General features: G+C 63.7%; 20 protein-coding genes and 1 pseudogene. 1 reads left to right on the plus strand and 20 read right to left on the minus strand.

The window, feature by feature from the left end; translation table 11 throughout:
* Positions 1 to 5: 5 nt before the first annotated feature.
* From rplE to creB, 17 genes are all read right to left on the minus strand, one after another.
* Positions 6 to 545, minus strand: coding sequence for a 50S ribosomal protein L5 (gene rplE, locus ASD15_RS28250; protein WP_056404284.1), 540 nt, complete (start codon positions 543 to 545; stop codon positions 6 to 8).
* 6 nt (positions 546 to 551) lie between these two features.
* Positions 552 to 866, minus strand: coding sequence for a 50S ribosomal protein L24 (gene rplX / locus ASD15_RS28255; protein ID WP_057158345.1), 315 nt, complete (start codon positions 864 to 866; stop codon positions 552 to 554).
* Between the two features lie 11 nt (positions 867 to 877).
* Positions 878 to 1,246, minus strand: coding sequence for a 50S ribosomal protein L14 (gene rplN / locus ASD15_RS28260; protein WP_050409761.1), 369 nt, complete (start codon positions 1,244 to 1,246; stop codon positions 878 to 880).
* A gap of 253 nt (positions 1,247 to 1,499) precedes the next feature.
* Positions 1,500 to 1,772: a 30S ribosomal protein S17 gene (gene rpsQ, locus ASD15_RS28265; protein ID WP_056404288.1), complete on the minus strand. Its 273-nt coding sequence runs from the start codon at positions 1,770 to 1,772 to the stop codon at positions 1,500 to 1,502.
* Positions 1,769 to 1,960, minus strand: coding sequence for a 50S ribosomal protein L29 (rpmC, locus tag ASD15_RS28270; protein WP_056404290.1), 192 nt, complete (start codon positions 1,958 to 1,960; stop codon positions 1,769 to 1,771). The genes rpsQ and rpmC overlap by 4 nt, the downstream gene beginning before the upstream one ends.
* Before the next feature lie 12 nt (positions 1,961 to 1,972).
* Entirely contained in the window at positions 1,973 to 2,392 is a 420-nt protein-coding gene (gene rplP, locus ASD15_RS28275; protein WP_056404292.1) for a 50S ribosomal protein L16, read from the minus strand.
* A 2-nt stretch (positions 2,393 to 2,394) separates the two neighbouring features.
* Positions 2,395 to 3,213 (minus strand): 30S ribosomal protein S3, encoded by an 819-nt coding sequence (gene rpsC / locus ASD15_RS28280; RefSeq protein ID WP_057158346.1) that lies wholly within the window; start codon positions 3,211 to 3,213, stop codon positions 2,395 to 2,397.
* Positions 3,214 to 3,222: 9 nt separating this feature from the next.
* Positions 3,223 to 3,555, minus strand: coding sequence for a 50S ribosomal protein L22 (rplV, locus tag ASD15_RS28285; RefSeq protein ID WP_177307311.1), 333 nt, complete (start codon positions 3,553 to 3,555; stop codon positions 3,223 to 3,225).
* The gene (gene rpsS / locus ASD15_RS28290; protein WP_050409767.1) at positions 3,552 to 3,827 is read right to left on the minus strand and encodes a 30S ribosomal protein S19; all 276 of its coding nucleotides are present in this window, start codon (positions 3,825 to 3,827) and stop codon (positions 3,552 to 3,554) included. Before rpsS ends, rplV begins: the two co-directional genes overlap by 4 nt.
* A 9-nt stretch (positions 3,828 to 3,836) precedes the next feature.
* The gene (gene rplB / locus ASD15_RS28295) at positions 3,837 to 4,664 is read right to left on the minus strand and encodes a 50S ribosomal protein L2 (protein ID WP_057158347.1); all 828 of its coding nucleotides are present in this window, start codon (positions 4,662 to 4,664) and stop codon (positions 3,837 to 3,839) included.
* Positions 4,664 to 4,981, minus strand: a complete 318-nt coding sequence (rplW, locus tag ASD15_RS28300) for a 50S ribosomal protein L23 (RefSeq protein WP_056404300.1) — start codon at positions 4,979 to 4,981, stop codon at positions 4,664 to 4,666. Before rplW ends, rplB begins: the two co-directional genes overlap by 1 nt.
* Positions 4,978 to 5,598, minus strand: coding sequence for a 50S ribosomal protein L4 (gene rplD, locus ASD15_RS28305; RefSeq protein ID WP_056404301.1), 621 nt, complete (start codon positions 5,596 to 5,598; stop codon positions 4,978 to 4,980). The genes rplW and rplD overlap by 4 nt, the downstream gene beginning before the upstream one ends.
* A gap of 3 nt (positions 5,599 to 5,601) precedes the next feature.
* A complete protein-coding gene (gene rplC / locus ASD15_RS28310; protein WP_056404304.1) occupies positions 5,602 to 6,258 on the minus strand; it encodes a 50S ribosomal protein L3 in 657 nt (218 codons plus the stop codon).
* A 199-nt stretch (positions 6,259 to 6,457) separates the two neighbouring features.
* The gene (locus tag ASD15_RS28315) at positions 6,458 to 8,284 is read right to left on the minus strand and encodes a hypothetical protein (RefSeq protein WP_157201176.1); all 1,827 of its coding nucleotides are present in this window, start codon (positions 8,282 to 8,284) and stop codon (positions 6,458 to 6,460) included.
* A gap of 135 nt (positions 8,285 to 8,419) precedes the next feature.
* Positions 8,420 to 9,844 carry a cell envelope integrity protein CreD gene (creD, locus tag ASD15_RS28320; RefSeq protein ID WP_082552205.1) on the minus strand — a complete coding sequence of 475 codons (1,425 nt, stop codon included), beginning with the start codon at positions 9,842 to 9,844 and terminating at the stop codon, positions 8,420 to 8,422.
* A gap of 96 nt (positions 9,845 to 9,940) precedes the next feature.
* Complete coding sequence (creC, locus tag ASD15_RS28325) at positions 9,941 to 11,452, minus strand: two-component system sensor histidine kinase CreC (RefSeq protein ID WP_057158349.1); 1,512 nt, start codon at positions 11,450 to 11,452, stop codon at positions 9,941 to 9,943.
* Positions 11,449 to 12,213 carry a two-component system response regulator CreB gene (gene creB, locus ASD15_RS28330; protein ID WP_057158350.1) on the minus strand — a complete coding sequence of 255 codons (765 nt, stop codon included), beginning with the start codon at positions 12,211 to 12,213 and terminating at the stop codon, positions 11,449 to 11,451. The genes creC and creB overlap by 4 nt, the downstream gene beginning before the upstream one ends.
* A 193-nt stretch (positions 12,214 to 12,406) precedes the next feature.
* Between creB and ASD15_RS28335 the strand changes: the two genes are divergently transcribed.
* A complete protein-coding gene (locus ASD15_RS28335; protein ID WP_057158351.1) occupies positions 12,407 to 13,819 on the plus strand; it encodes a PLP-dependent aminotransferase family protein in 1,413 nt (470 codons plus the stop codon).
* Between the two features lie 106 nt (positions 13,820 to 13,925).
* On the opposite strand, the gene rpsJ is transcribed toward ASD15_RS28335, so the two are convergent.
* The 3 genes and pseudogenes from rpsJ to tuf all read right to left on the minus strand — a co-directional run.
* Positions 13,926 to 14,243 (minus strand): 30S ribosomal protein S10, encoded by a 318-nt coding sequence (gene rpsJ / locus ASD15_RS28340; RefSeq protein ID WP_028101676.1) that lies wholly within the window; start codon positions 14,241 to 14,243, stop codon positions 13,926 to 13,928.
* 165 nt (positions 14,244 to 14,408) lie between these two features.
* Entirely contained in the window at positions 14,409 to 14,609 is a 201-nt protein-coding gene (locus ASD15_RS32045) for a hypothetical protein (RefSeq protein ID WP_082552213.1), read from the minus strand.
* A gap of 7 nt (positions 14,610 to 14,616) precedes the next feature.
* Positions 14,617 to 15,594: pseudogene (gene tuf, locus ASD15_RS28345) on the minus strand (elongation factor Tu); the annotation flags it as partial.

The following is a 15,594-nucleotide window of genomic DNA, read 5'->3' on the forward strand; positions in this document are numbered from 1 at the left end:
ATCTATTAGTTCCTGAACGGGAATTTAAAGGCGGCGAGCAGAGCTTTCGCTTCGTCGTCGGTCTTCGCGGTGGTGGTGATCGAGATGTTCATACCACGCAGCGCATCGATCTTGTCGTACTCGATCTCTGGGAAGATGATCTGTTCTTTAACACCGATGTTGTAGTTGCCGCGACCGTCGAACGAACGACCGGACACGCCACGGAAGTCACGCACGCGCGGCAGGGCCACGGTGATGAAACGATCCAGGAACTCGTACATGCGGGCGCCGCGCAGGGTCACCATGGTACCGATCGGATAGCCTTCGCGGATCTTGAAACCGGCGATAGCTTTGCGCGACTTGGTGGTCACCGGCTTCTGGCCGGCGATCTTGGTCAGGTCGCCAACAGCGTGCTCCAGGACTTTCTTGTCAGCGATTGCTTCGCCCACACCCATGTTCAGGGTGATCTTGGTCAGGCGTGGCACTTCCATCACCGACTTGTAACCGAATTTCTCGGTCAGCTCGGCAACGATTTTGTCTTTATAGACTGCTTGCAGACGGGCCATTTCTTATTACCCTTTCACTACTTCGCCGGAGGACTTGAAGACGCGGACTTTTTTGCCATCCACTTCCTTGAAGCCTACGCGATCTGCCTTACCGGTCGCAGCGTTGAACAGAGCAACGTTGGACACGTGAATAGGCATGGTCTTGTCAACGATGCCACCAGTTACGCCAGTCATCGGGTTCGGCTTTTGCGCTTTTTTCGCGACATTGACGCCCTCAACCACGACATGCTCAGCGTCTACACGCTGTTGCACGGTGCCGCGCTTGCCCTTGTCTTTACCGGTCAAAACGATGACTTCGTCGTTTTTACGAATCTTATCCATTTACTGACTCCTTACAGGACTTCCGGTGCCAGGGACACGATCTTCATGAACTTCTCAGTGCGCAGTTCGCGCGTGACAGGTCCGAAGATGCGGGTACCGATCGGCTCCAGCTTGGCGTTCAGCAGCACGGCGGCGTTGCCGTCGAACTTCACCAGGGAGCCGTCTTGGCGGCGCACACCTTTAGCGGTACGCACAACCACAGCGTTGTAAATTTCACCTTTTTTGACACGGCCGCGTGGCTGGGCAACCTTGACGGTTACCTTGATCACGTCGCCAATGCCAGCATAACGGCGCTTGGAGCCGCCCAATACCTTGATGCACATGACTTCTTTGGCACCGGTATTGTCGGCCACTTCGAGCCGGCTTTCAGTTTGAATCATAGTATTCTCTTTCCCAACTTAAGCCGAAGAATCCACACAATGCGGACCTCTCGGTCAGTCTTGGTCCCGCCAGTGATTCGCATCACTGTTTGGGTGCTTGACCTTCGAACAAGTACTGACCGCAGGTGCGCGTCTGCGGAGAGACACTTTGCGGCGATACATGAGCGAAGCCCGCAAGTATCACATAAAACCTGCGGGCTTGCAAGAACTAATTGAAAACCGCCCCACTCCGAAGAGTGCGGCGGCTGGTCAATTAAACGATTTGTGCAGCTTGCACTACACGAGTCACCGTCCACGCCTTCGTTTTGGAGATCGGACGGCCTTCCTGGATCTCGACCGTATCACCGGCTTTGACTTGGTTGGTTTCGTCGTGTGCGTGGTATTTCGCCGAGCGCACAATGATCTTGCCGTACAGAGGGTGCTTCACGTGACGTTCGATCAGAACGGTAACGGTCTTGTCCATCTTGTCGGACACCACTTTACCGATCAGCGTGCGCTTGAGCGACTGTTTCACTGGTTGGTTCATTTGGCTTCCTTCAGATTCATTACCGTCTTCACACGCGCGATGTCGCGGCGTACCTTCTTGAGCTGCGAAGTGTTGCTCAGCTGCTGCGTAGCGACTTGCATACGCAGACCGAACTGGGCCTTCAGCAGGTCGTTCAGCTCTTTTTGCAGAGCTGCCTGGTCTTTGCCGCGGAGTTCAGATGCTTTCATATTTCACTCCTATTATTGGCCAACCTGGCGCACCACGAAGGTGGTAGCCAGAGGCAGTTTGGCAGCAGCCAGGCGGAACGCTTCACGCGCCAGTTCTTCTGCGACGCCATCCATTTCGTACAGTACTTTACCTGGCTGGATTTCAGCCACGTAGTACTCTGGATTACCCTTACCGTTACCCATACGGACTTCGGCAGGCTTGTTCGAAATTGGCTTGTCCGGGAAGACGCGAATCCAGATACGGCCGCCACGCTTGATGTGACGGGTCATGGCGCGACGCGCTGCTTCGATTTGACGTGCGGTGATGCGACCGCGAGCAACTGCCTTCAGACCGAATTCGCCAAACGACACGGCGGTGCCGCGGCTGTGCGAAATGCCGGTGTTGCGGCCTTTCTGCTCTTTACGATACTTCCTGCGTGCTGGTTGCAGCATGGTTATTCTCCTGCTTTCTCAGCTGGTGCAGCGGCGGCCGGTTTCGCGGAACGCACACGGGCAGCACCTGCCGGGGATGGTTTAGCACCGGCTGGACCTGGACGTGGGCGGCCCGAAGGCTTGCCGTCGTCGCGGCGTGGACCGCGGCTTTTCTTCTCGTCGGCTGGGGTCTCGATGACTGGCGCTTCGCCGGTCGGCGAGCGGTCGCCCTTGTATACCCAGACCTTGACGCCGATGATGCCGTACGTGGTCGACGCTTCGCTGGTGCCGTAGTCGATGTCGGCGCGCAGGGTATGCAGAGGCACGCGGCCTTCGCGGTACCATTCTTTACGCGCGATTTCGATGCCGTTCAGACGGCCCGACGACATGATCTTGATGCCCAGGGCACCCAGACGCATGGCGTTTTGCATCGCGCGCTTCATGGCGCGGCGGAACATGATACGCTTTTCCAGCTGCTGCGAGATCGAATCGGCGATCAGCTGCGAGTCGATTTCCGGCTTGCGGATTTCTTCGATGTTCACATGCACCGGCACGCCCATGATCTTGGTCAGCGCCGACTTCAGTACTTCGATGTCTTCGCCTTTTTTACCAATGACCACGCCTGGACGCGAGCTGTAGATCGTGAAGCGCGCGTTCTTGGCCGGACGCTCGATGACGATGCGGCCGACGGAGGCGTTCTTCAGTTTCTTTTTCAGGAAAGCGCGAGCTTTCAGGTCTTCGTTCAGCATGGCAGCGAAATTGCCGTTGCCTGCGTACCAGCGCGAAGCCCAGTTACGGGTGACCGCCAGACGGAAACCGGTTGGATGAATTTTCTGACCCATCGTGGCTCCTTAGTTACCGACAGTCACGTACACGTGACAGGATTGTTTCGAAATGCGGTCGCCACGGCCCTTTGCACGCGCGGTGAAGCGCTTCAGGATCGGGCCCTTTTCGACGTAGATCGTTTTCACGAACAGTTCGTCGATGTCGGCACCATCGTTGTGCTCGGCGTTCGCGATTGCGGACTCCAGAACCTTCTTGATGATGGCCGCGCCTTTTTTCGGGCTGAACTGCAGAATGTTCAGCGCAGCGTCAACCTTCTTGCCACGGATCAGATCAGCCACCAGGCGGCCTTTTTGATCCGACAGGCGCACGCCTTTGAGGATAGCTTTGGTTTCCATTATTTCTTAGCCTTTTTGTCAGCAGCGTGGCCCTTGAACGTGCGGGTCAGCGCGAATTCGCCGAGCTTGTGACCAACCATGTTCTCGGAAACATACACTGGCACGTGCAGCTTGCCGTTGTGCACAGCGATCGTCAGACCGATGAAGTCAGGCATGATCGTCGAGCGGCGCGACCAGGTTTTGATTGGCTTTTTGTCTTTGGTCGCTTGCGCGGCTTCGACTTTTTTCACCAGGTGGGCGTCACAGAACGGCCCTTTTTTCAATGAACGAGTCATGGTTTATCCTTATTTCTTGCCGCGGCGCGAGACGATCATCGAAGAAGTACGCTTGTTGCTGCGAGTCTTCTTGCCCTTGGTCTGCTGGCCCCATGGGGACACTGGATGACGACCGGCTGCCGTTTTACCTTCACCACCACCGTGCGGGTGATCGACCGGGTTCATGACCACACCGCGAACGGTAGGACGAACACCGCGCCAGCGCATCGCGCCAGCCTTACCGATCTTGCGCAGGCTGTGTTCGGCATTGCCGACTTCGCCTACGGTCGCGCGGCACTCGATGTGCACGCGGCGCACTTCACCGGAGCGCAGGCGAACCTGGGCGTAGGTGCCTTCGCGGGCCATCAGCACCACGCCGGCGCCGGCGGTACGGGCCATCTGGGCACCCTTACCTGGCAGCATTTCGACGCAATGCATCACGGTACCGACCGGGATGTTACGGATAGGCAGGCAGTTGCCCGACTTGATCGGCGCTTCCGAACCGTTCATCACTGCGTCGCCAACGGACATGCCCTTGGTGGCGATGATGTACTGGCGCTCGCCGTCGGCGTAGCACAGCAGGGCGATATTCGCGGTGCGGTTTGGATCGTATTCGATACGTTCCACTTTCGCAGGAATGCCATCCTTCTGACGCTTGAAGTCGATCAGGCGATAGTGCTGCTTATGACCACCGCCGATGTGGCGGGTGGTGATGTGGCCGTTGTTGTTACGGCCGGCAGTTTTGGATTTCTTTTCAACCAGGGCAGCGAACGGACGACCTTTGTACAGGTCCGGGTTCACTACCTTCACCATGCCGCGACGGCCTGGGGAGGTTGGCTTCATCTTTACGAGTGCCATTATTTAGCCTCCTCGGAGAAATTGATTTCCTGGCCAGGCTTCAGGCACACGAAAGCACGCTTGGTGTGGTTGCGGCGACCGATGAAACGGCCCGAACGCTTAACCTTACCTTCGCGGTTGACGGTTTGCACCGACAGGACTTCAACCTTGAACAGCAGTTCAACGGCTGCCTTGATCTCAGGCTTGGTCGCATCCGGCAGTACGCGGAATACGATTTGCTCGTTCTTTTCCGCGACCATGGTGGCCTTCTCGGAAATGACCGGAGCCTGCAGCACCTTCATCAGGCGCTCTTCGCTGTGTTTGATGACTGCGCTCATGCCAGCATCTCCTCAATCTTGGCCAGTGCCGCTTTGGTGACCAGGATCTTCTTGTAGAAGACCAGCGACATTGGATCTGCGTGACGTGGCTCAACAACCAGCACGTTCGGCAGGTTACGGGAAGCCAGTTCCAGGTTTTCTTCGATGTTGTCAGCGATGATCAGCACCGATTCCAGACCCATGGCGTTCAGCTTTTGCGACAGCAGCTTGGTCTTTGGAGCTTCGATGGCGAAGTCTTCAACAACCACCAGGCGCTCTTCGCGAGCCAGTTGGGACAGGATCGAGCAGATACCAGCGCGGTACATCTTCTTGTTCACTTTATGGGTGAAGTTCTCGTCAGGCGAGTTCGGGAAGATGCGACCACCGCCGCGCCACAGTGGCGACGACGACATACCAGCACGTGCACGGCCGGTACCTTTTTGGCGCCATGGCTTCTTGGTCGTGTGGTGGACTTCTTCGCGGTCTTTCTGCTTACGGTTGCCGCTGCGAGCATTGGCTTGGTAGGCAACCACGATCTGGTGGATCAGGGCTTCGTTGTAATCACGGCCGAAGACGGTGTCAGCGGCGGCAACGTTGGAAGATGCTTGACCTTGAGCATTCAGGAGCTTGAGTTCCATCGATTAAGCCCCTTTCTTTGCTTTGACTTTGACAGCAGGCGAGACGACCACTTGGCCGTTTTTCGCGCCTGGTACCGCGCCCTTGACCAGCAGCAGCTGACGGTCGGCGTCGATACGAGCGATTTCCAGATTCTGGGTGGTAACAGTCACGTCACCCATGTGGCCGGTCATGCGCTTGCCTGGGAATACACGGCCCGGATCCTGCGCCATACCGATCGAACCTGGTACGTTGTGCGAACGCGAGTTACCGTGGGTCTGACGACCGGAAGCAAAGTTGTGACGCTTGATGGTACCGGCGTAGCCCTTACCGATGCTCGTGCCCTGAACGTCGATCTTCTGACCAACTTCGAACAGCGAAGCGGCGATAACTTCACCAGCTTTCAATTCTGCAGCTTTAGCAGCGTCAACGCGGAACTCTTTCAACAGAGTACCGGCTTCAACACCAGCTTTAGCGTAGTGACCGGCTGCGGCTTTGGTCACGCGGGAAGCGCGACGTTGACCGAAGACGACCTGAACAGCGGAGTAACCATCCGTTTCAGGGGTTTTGATTTGCGCAACGCGGTTGTTCGACACGTCCAGCACGGTGACTGGGATCGAATCCCCATCATCCGTGAAGATGCGCATCATGCCAACCTTGCGACCGAGGAGGCCTAGGCTCATTTTTTCTCCATTCCCACCTACGATTGGGCGGGGCTTTGTTTAACTACAAAAATTAGTACGGCCCGTAAAAAGATGGAATCCATACCGAAGCCGGCTAGTGTAGCGTGAAAAGACTCTTGACGCAACAACTTAGTACGGGGTATGTCAATTATTTGCCGCGCCGCGGCACACGGGCTGGCGGCGCGCCAAAACCGGGGCCTCAGGGCGCGATTTGCACCCGGCACAGCCGGTAGGGATAGGCTTCCGTGCCCACCGCGGCGGCATAGGAGCGGCAGCTGCCCGGCTCGAGCAGCACGCCGTACTGGCGCGCCTGCTGCGCCGCTTCGGCCTCGACGGCGCGGTCCATGGCCGCCAGGTCGAGCTGGTAGCGCGGCTGCAGTTCCAGCGTGCAGCGCCCGTCCGGCGCCGGCTGCACGTCAACCTGGAAGCGCACCCGGCGCAGCAGGCTGGTCAGGCGGGCACAGCCCGCCGGGCTGCCGGTCAGGCCCAGCAGCCCGGCCGCGTCGCGCTTGCGGCGCAGGCCGGACGCTTTCGGATTGCGCGCCCCGGCCAGCATCAGGTAGTGCGGGCCGCTGCGCTCCGTCATCAGGGCCTTCATGCGCTCGCGGTAGCGCGGCGACTCCGGGAAGCCCGTGCCCAGGCCGGCAAACGCCACCTGTTCCGGATAGAACATGGCCAGCCACGCCAGCGGCGGATGGGGCTGGGCGATGAAGACCACGCTCTGCGCCGGCTGCGCCAGCGGCGGCACCTCGGCGCTGAAGCTGCGCTCGCTCCAGCCGGCGCGGCCGAAGCTGGTAAACGGCCAGACCGCCACCGCCGCCGCCAGCAGCAGCCAGGCGCCGCTGCGCGCGGCGGCCGGCGCCGGCAGCACGGCGTGCAGGCACAACCACACCACCAGCGGCGCCAGCAGCTCAATCGGCACCAGGTAGCGGTAAATGCTGAACAGCTGCATCCAGGCCAGGTAGGCCAGGCAGAAGAACAGCAGGAAGTAGCGGCTGCGCCCCGGCAGCGGCGCGCGCGGCGCCAGCACGCCCAGGCGGCGCAGCAGCCAGGCCGCGCCCAGCGCCAGCACGGCCACGTAGGCCATGGGCCAGATCAGCTGGCGCAGCGGCACTTCCACCACGCGCAGCATGTCGTGCGTGAAGACGAAGGGCCACAGCAGGGTTTCGCCCAGGTTCTTGGGCAGGAAATAGGTGTCGATGACGCCGCGCTCGGCCGCCAGCGGGCTGCGGAACAGATTGTTAAACTGCGGGAACAGCGGGTTGCCGAACACCTGCCACATTTTCAGCAGCCAGAAGCCGGCCGTCGCAAACAGGCCCGCCAGCACGCCGACGCCGAACACAAAGGCCAGCCGCACGCGGCCCCAGAACCCCAGCGGCACGGCGAAAAAGGCCAGGCACAGCGCCACCGCGTAGGTGACATTGGTCAGTTTCAAGCCCAGGCCCAGGCCCATCAGCACGCCGGCAGCGGCCGCCGCCAGCGCCGCCCGCGCGCCCCACGGCTGCAAGGCCTCCCACTGGCGCAGCACCAGGTAGAGGGCGCCCAGCACCAGCAGGCTGGTGGTGTTGTCGCCCATGGAATTGCCCACCTCGCCAAGGAAGGCCGGCGCGCAGGTGCAGGCCAGCGCCAGCAGCAGCGTGGTGCGGGCGGAGGCGGCCGGCAGCAGCTGGCGCGCAATGGCCGACAGCAGCACGAAGTTCAGGCCGTGCAGGCAGCCGAGCAGGAAGCCGACCAGCGGCCCCGGCAGATACTGCGTCATCAGGTAATACGAGAGGTCCAGGGCCGGGTTGAAATAGCCCTGGAAGCGGGCCGGCCCCAGGTCCAGGCCGACCTTGTCATGCAGGAAGGCGTGCGGCCCGTACAGATGGTAGTTGCGCAAATCCCAGTTGTCATCCTGTCCCAGCACCAGCGACAGCAAGCCGAACAGCATGGGCATGATCCAGTACAGGCGGAGCGCCGCGCGCGGGTGGTTCAACGGCGCGCTGCGGCGGCAGGCCCAGGATTGAAGGCGGGAAAGAAACTGCATGGGCGGGGGTCCAATCGGGGGGAACGATGCAAAGCCGGCAATTATCCCATGTTTTGCCGTACGGCATGTTCCCGCTGCGCCCCTCGGCGTCCCTGCGGCCCGCCCGGCTCCGCTGCGTTGGCGCCTGCCTAGCGCTTAATTGCCGATCTGGTACCAGTCCACCTTGCGCGTGGCCACCATCAGCGCCGCCAGCACGGCGAACAGCAGCAGGCTGCCCAGCACCAGCGCGTTGCTTTCCGAGATCAGCAGGCCGTACAGCGCGCCATACAGGAGGATCAGGCCGCTGCCGAAGGCCAGGCCGCGCCAGCGGTCGCGCAGCACATAGCCCAGGTAATAGGACAGCAGGCCAATGCAGGCAGCGCTGGCGCCCAGGTAGGCCAGCGCGAACGCCACATGTTCGGACAGGCCCAGCAGCAACAGGAAGAACAGCGCCAGCGCCAGCCCCACCAGCGCGTACTGCACCGGGTGGATCGGCAGGCGCTTGAGGATCTCGAATACGAAGAAGGCGGCGAAGGTCAGCGCCACGAACAGCAAGCCGTACTTGCTGGCGCGGTCGGCCTGGCTGTAGATATTGACCGGCTCGACGAAGGCCACGCTGAACGAGTCCAGCTGTCCGCCCGCTGCGCCGGGTGCATCGGCCGCACCGGGCGGGGCGCGCCGTGCCATTGCCGCGTGGGCCGCGGCCGGCGGGGCGCCCTCCTGCGACTGCGCCTGCACCGCCAGCAGCTGCTGCACATTGGACGCCAGCGACGGCACGCGCCAGGTGGCGGTAAAGCCGGCCTCGGACACGGTACGGGCCTCCGGCAGGAAGCGGCCGCCGAACTGCGGATGCGGCCAGTTCGACGTCAGCGCCACCACATTGTTGCGCCCCACAGGCACGAAATGCTGGCGTTCCATGCCCGCCAGGTTGAGCTTGAAGCTGAACTTGGCCGGGGCCGCCCCCGCCGCCGTAGCCGCCGCCAGCGTATCGGCCGGCAGCAGCGCGTGCATGCCGCCCTGCCACGCGCCCAGCAGCGCGCCCTGGCCGAACTCCAGCAGCGCGCCGTTCCAGCTGATTTTCGGGATCGCGCGCACGCCGCGCACATCGGCCACCGGCAGCGACACATACGGCCGCCCCACCGCCACGATGCGGGCAGTGCCGCCGCTGCGCGGCAGATCGGCCGCCTGCGGCAAGGTGAAACCGCCGCTGAATTCATACTGGCCGTTGTAGACCAGCACCTGGTGGATGCCGCGGTAACGGCGCTCGGTGCCGACGTTGCCGTTCACCTTCAACTCGTCCGGGTAGACCAGATGCAGGCGGCGCACGGTGGCGCTCTTCACGCGCGACGGCTCGTCGCCGGCGCCGCCGACCCGGGTTTCGATCTCCTCCGTGTAAGGGATGACCAGCACCGGGCCGATCACGGTCTGCTCGCCGACCGAATCCTCGGCGATGCTGCGCGCCGCCTCGTCGCGGTAAGCCATCCGTTCGTGGACGGTGGCCTGTATCATCAGCAGCGGGATGCAGAGCAGCAGCATCAGCGCGGCAATGATGCAGACCTTCATAAGCAATTTCTTTTGCATGGCGCTTCCTTTGGTTAGAAAGCGGCCAGTCTAGAAAACGCAGGCGAAGTGACGATGCGTTCTGTATGCAGTGGGGATGAAGTGGCGGCGCGGGGGCTAGATTGCCAGCGGCAGCGGCAGCACCAGGCGCGCGCGGCAGCCGCCCTGCGGCGCGCTGGCCACCGTCACCGTGCCGCCGTGCAGCGCGGCCACCTCGCGCACGAAAGGCAAGCCCAGGCCGGTGCTCTTGCCGCCGCCGGGACGGGGCAGCGAATAGAAACGCTCGAACAGGCGCTCGGCCGCATAAGCCGGCACGCCCGGCCCCTGATCGCACACGTCGATGCCGGCCTCGTTCTGGGCGCGCCACAGCGCGATGCGGACCACCCCGCCCGGCGGCGAAAAGCCGATCGCATTGTCCAGCAGGTTGCCCAGCGCCTGGCGCAGCAGCAGCGAGTCGCCCCGCACCAGCAGCGGCGCGCCGGCATCACCCGCACCCGCGCTGCCAGCGCCGTCACCGCCCTCGCCGCCCTCGCCGCCCTCGCCGCCTTCCCGAGCCGCGTCGGCGTATTCCAGCGTCACGCCGGCGGCGGCCAGCGCCCCGGCGAAATCGGCGCCCGCCTGCCGCGCCAGCGCGTGCAGTTCGACGCTCTCGGCAGCCTCCAGGCGTTGCTGCTGCTCCACGCGCACCAGCGCCAGCAGCTTGTCGATCAGCTGTTTCTGGCGCGCGTTCTGGCTCACGATATTGCCGAGGAAATGGCGGCGCTCCTGCTCCGCCATCTCCTCCTGCAGCAGCTCGGCCGACGCCTGGATGGCGGCGATGGGCGACTTGAGCTCGTGCGCCAGCGTGTGCATCAGCTGCTCCGCGTATTCCTTGCCCTCCAGCCGCGCACGCATGGCCTCCAGCGCCCGGCCCAGCGTGCCGATTTCGCTCTTGCCCAGTTCCGGCAGCACCACCTTGCGTCCCGCCTCCACCGCCGACACGTAGGCCATCAGCTTGCCCAGCGCGCGCGCCAGCCAGGACGTGACGGCCAGGCCGATCAGCAGCGACAGTCCCAGCAGCACCGCGCCGCCGCGCAGGATGCTCTGCTGGCTGCGTTCCACGAAGGCCTGCACGCTGGCGTTGGGCTTGGCCACGGTCAGCACGCCGATCAGCTTGCCCTGCGCCACAATGGGCGCGGCCACGTGCATGACGGTGCTGTCCTCGTCGTCCGGATCGGAGCGGGTGCTGCGGGCGCCGTACTTGCCGCGCAGGGTCAGGTAGACGTCGTTCCAGCGCGAATAGTCCTTGCCGGCGTCGCGGCCGTCGCTGTCGTACAGCACGATGCCCCTGGCATCGGTAATGTAGAAGCGGTAGTCCAGCCGCTCGCGGTCGATGCCGCTGACGTTGGCGCGGATGGGGCCGCGCAAGGCGTCCCGCATACGCTCCAGCACGCCGGACGACAGCAAGGTGCCGGCCTTCATGTCGCCCGCCACCGCCGCCGCCAGCAGGTGGGCGGTCCCCACCAGCGTGTCCTCCTGGGTGGCGCGCACGCCGGGCTTGACCTCCGCCATGAACACGTTCAGCAGGAACCACGCCGCCAGGCCCACCACCAGGAAGTAGCCCAGCAGGATGCGCAAGCCTATTTTCATGCGGTGGCCAGGCTGTAGCCCAGGCCACGGTGGGTCTGGATCGGGTCGGCGTCCGGGGCCACCGCGCGCAGCTTGGCGCGCAGCGACTTCACGTGGGCGTCCACGGTGCGGTCCAGCGTATCGGACGCACCGGTCCACACGCGGTCCATCAGCTGGGCGCGCGACAGCACGTGGCCGGGATGCTCGATCAGCGTTTTCAGCAGCAGGTATTCATAGCGCGTCAGCTCCAGCGCCTGGCCGCAGTACAGGATGCGCGCCTCCAGCGCGCGCAGCTCCAGCCCGGCCACGTTGCGCGAACCGGGCGAAGCGGCCGGCCCAGCCGGGGCCGATGCGCCGCCGGCGCCGGCCGCAAGCTGGGGCGGCAACGCTGCGCGCGGCTGCGGCGGCGCCATGCGGCGCAGGATGACGCGGATACGCGCCACCAGTTCGCGCGGCGAGAACGGCTTGCTTACATAGTCGTCGGCGCCGATCTCCAGGCCCACCACGCGGTCAATCTCGTCGCTGCGGGCGGTCAGGAAGATCACGGGGGCATCGGAAAACTGGCGCAGGCGGCGGCACACTTCCAGTCCGCTCATGTCCGGCAGGCCGATATCGAGCACCACCAGTTCAGGCACAGGCTGCCCCTGCTCCCCGCACATGGCCGCCAGCGCCTGCTCGCCCAGCGTCACGTGCAGCGGCGCGAAGCCGTCGGTGCGCAGCGCATAAGCGATGCCGTCCGCAATCGCCTGTTCATCCTCCACGATCAGGATACTTCTCGCCATAACAATTCCACAAGTTCAACACCCGCAGACTCTACCGCCGCCCACCCGCAAAGTCCACCCCGGATACAGTACGGGACGCGGTTGGGGCGGCAGCGCCGGGCGAGGGCCTGCTGCTTGCGCATGGCGCGCCTTGTAGGGATAATTTGCCATCAACGCACGCCGTTCCACGACAAATTCCATACATCGAGACCAAATGCCGCAAGCATCATCCATACAAGAGCTGGCCTGGCTGGGGGAATTGCGTCAGAACGGCGGCCCGCGCTACCTGCAGATCGCCGACTCGATCGAACGCGCGCTGTCCGACGGCCACCTGCAGCCGGGCGACCGCCTGCCGCCGCAGCGCAGCCTGGCCGCGCGGCTGGGCGTGGACCTGACCACCGTCACGCGCGCCTACGACGAGGCCAAGCGGCGCCAGCTGGTGCAGGGCAAGGGCGCGGCCGGCACCTACGCGGCGGCGCCCAAGGTGGAGCTGGCGCCGATGCTGGACCTGGGCATGAACATCCCGCCGCCGCCGGCCGGCGCGGACTTCGACGACATGCTGAAGCGGGGCCTGAACCAGGTGCTGATGCGCACCGACAGCGACCTGCTGATGAGCTACCAGCTGGGCGGCGGCAGCCAGGCCGACCGCGCCGCAGGGGCGATGTGGCTGGCGCCGATGTTCGGCAAGCTCGATGAGGACCATATCGTGGCCTGTCCAGGCGCGCAATGCGCGCTGGCGGCGCTGATCCTGGCGCTGAGCAAGCCGGGCGACGTAATCCTGGCCGAACCGGCCATCTATCCCGGCCTGCGCTCGGCCGCCGCGCAGCTGGGACGGCGCGTGGCGGCGGTGGAAGTGGATCAACACGGCATGCGGCCGGAGGCGCTGGAGCAGGCCTGCCGCAAGCACAGCAAGCCGCACCGCGCATGCCTGGTCTACCTCAACCCGACCTTGCAGAACCCCACCGCGCACACCATGCCGGCGCAGCGCCGCCGCGAGATCGTGCTGGCGGCGGCGCGCTGCGGCGCCGCCATCATCGAGGACGATCCCTACTGGCTGCTGGCCGACGGCGGCGAAGCCGCGCCGCCGCCGCCGCTGGCGCAGCTGGCGCCGCGCCGGGTGCACTACATCGCCACGCTGTCGAAGTGCCTGGCGCCCGGCCTGCGCACCGCCTTCGTGCTGCTGCCCGACGCGCAGGTGCGCGAACGCTTCCTGCAAGCGCTGCGCGCGCTGGTGCTGATGCCCTCGCCGCTGGCCGGCGCGCTGGTGACGCAATGGATACACGACGGCACCGCGCAGCGCCTGCTGGCCGGGGTGCGCGAAGAAGCGCAGGCGCGCCGGCAGCTGGCCGCACAGATCCTGGCCGGCCTGCAATTCGCGCCGGGCGGCATCCACATCTGGCTGGCCTTGCCGGATTACTGGAGCCCGGAGCAGCTGGCGCGCGCCGCGCATGCCGAAGGGCTGGCCGTCACGCCCTCCGGCGCCTTCGACGGCAGCGCCAGCCCGCCGAACGCCATCCGCATCTCGCTGGGCAGCATCCGCGAACGGGCCCGGCTGGCCGGCGCCCTGCGCAAACTGTCCCAGCTGCTCGGCCGCAAGCCGCCGGCGCGGCGCGCCGCCGTGGTGTGAAGCGCGGGCCAACGGCGGCCCACAATGCAAAAAGGCCGGCCCCGCGAGGGGCCGGCCTTTCCTTGGCTGGCGGCAGGCTGTTGGGCCGCCGCCTGGCCGAAATCAATTATTGCAGTTTGATTTCTACGTCCACGCCAGCTGGCAGGTCCAGCTTCATCAGCGCGTCAACGGTCTTGTCGGTTGGGTCGACGATGTCCATCAGGCGCTGGTGGGTGCGGATTTCGAACTGGTCGCGCGAGGTCTTGTTGACGTGCGGGGAACGCAGCACGTCGTAACGCTGGATGCGGGTTGGCAGAGGTACTGGACCTTTTACCACGGCGCCGGTGCGCTTCGCGGTGTCAACGATTTCCAGAGCGGACTGGTCGATCAGCTTGTAGTCGAAAGCTTTCAGGCGGATACGGATTTTTTGGTTTGGTGCGGACATGTTAATTCCTTAAAAGAACGAACCGGCGCGGGCGCGCACGGCAATAAGTGAACTCTGTACAGCTAAGAGGCGAGATCATAGCACCAAAACGGCCGCCATGCTCGTCCCTGCGACAAAAAAAGGCAGCGCCGCGAACGGCACTGCCTTCTTGTCAAAAGCCGGGGATTAGCCCAGGATCTTGGCTACCACGCCGGCGCCGACGGTACGGCCGCCTTCGCGGATTGCGAAGCGCAGACCTTCTTCCATCGCGATCGGGTTGATCAGCTTGACGGTGATCGACACGTTGTCGCCTGGCATAACCATTTCTTTGTCCGCTGGTGGAGCAAGACCGTGCTGCAGCACTGGCCGTCGGACACCAACGGCCAGGCAACGNACGCGCAGAAAGCCGGCCGCACATGGCTACCACGCCGGCGCCGACGGTACGGCCGCCTTCGCGGATTGCGAAGCGCAGACCTTCTTCCATCGCGATCGGGTTGATCAGCTTGACGGTGATCGACACGTTGTCGCCTGGCATAACCATTTCTTTGTCCGCTGGCAGTTCGATCGAACCGGTCACGTCAGTCGTACGGAAGTAGAACTGTGGACGATAGTTGTTGAAGAACGGGGTGTGACGGCCGCCTTCGTCTTTCGACAGAACATAGATCTCGCCGGTGAAGTGGTTGTGCGGCTTGATCGAGCCTGGCTTCGCCAGAACCTGACCACGCTGTACGTCTTCACGCTTGGTGCCGCGCAGCAGCAGRCCAACGTTGTCGCCGGCCTGACCCTGGTCCAGCAGCTTGCGGAACATTTCCACGCCGGTGCAGGTGGTTTTCACGGTGTCGGTGATACCAACGATTTCGATCTCTTCGCCGACCTTGATGATGCCGCGCTCAACGCGACCGGTCACCACGGTGCCGCGGCCCGAGATCGAGAACACGTCTTCCACTGGCATCAGGAAGGCGCCGTCCACTGCGCGCTCTGGCGTAGGGATGTAGCTGTCCAGTGCGTCGGCCAGGGCCATGATGGCCTGCTCGCCCAGAGGACCGGTGTCGCCGTCCAGTGCTTTACGTGCCGAACCCTTGATGATAGGCAGGTCGTCGCCTGGGAACTCGTATTTCGACAGCAGCTCGCGCACTTCCATCTCAACCAGTTCCAGCAGCTCTTCGTCGTCGACCAGGTCGCACTTGTTCAGGAACACMACGATGTATGGCACGCCAACCTGACGGGCCAGCAGGATGTGCTCGCGGGTCTGTGGCATTGGGCCGTCGGCTGCGGAGCAAACCAGGATCGCGCCGTCCATCTGCGCAGCACCGGTAATCATGTTCTTGATGTAGTCGGCGTGGCCTGGGCAGTCAACGTGAGCGTAGTGACG

Source organism: Massilia sp. Root351, assembly GCF_001425045.1.
In the GTDB taxonomy this organism is placed as follows: Bacteria; Pseudomonadota; Gammaproteobacteria; order Burkholderiales; family Burkholderiaceae_D; genus Rugamonas.